Genomic DNA, 253 nt, shown 5'->3' with positions numbered 1-253 from the left:
TCCCGACCGCCAGCGCGATGACGAAGGTGCCGTCGACGAGGCGCTCGCCGAACTCCGTCTCGGCGGCGTACGCCTCGTTGAAGTGCATCGGGTTGAGGTTCATCGAGAGGTTGGTGAACCAGACGTTGTCGGTCTCGGTCACCGTCCGCCCGTAGGGGTGTTTGTACACGTCACCCACCGCGAAGTCCTCGTAGTAGCGCCCCTCCCAGCCGCCGACGAGCCGGCGGTCCGTCTCCTCGCCGTCGTGTGCGTC

Annotated in this window: 1 protein-coding gene; it reads right to left on the bottom strand. The window is 66.8% G+C overall.

Features of this window, described 5'->3' with window-relative positions; genetic code table 11:
• Window positions 1-253, bottom strand: a 253-nt coding sequence (locus tag EXE45_RS18940; protein ID WP_137695198.1) for a MaoC family dehydratase, incomplete at both ends; no start/stop codon positions are given.

The sequence above is a fragment of the Halorubrum sp. SP9 genome (genome assembly GCF_005435015.1).
GTDB lineage: Archaea > Halobacteriota > Halobacteria > Halobacteriales > Haloferacaceae > Halorubrum > Halorubrum sodomense.
Note: the sequence above shows the minus strand (reverse complement) of the source record. Positions and strands in the feature narration are given on the sequence as shown.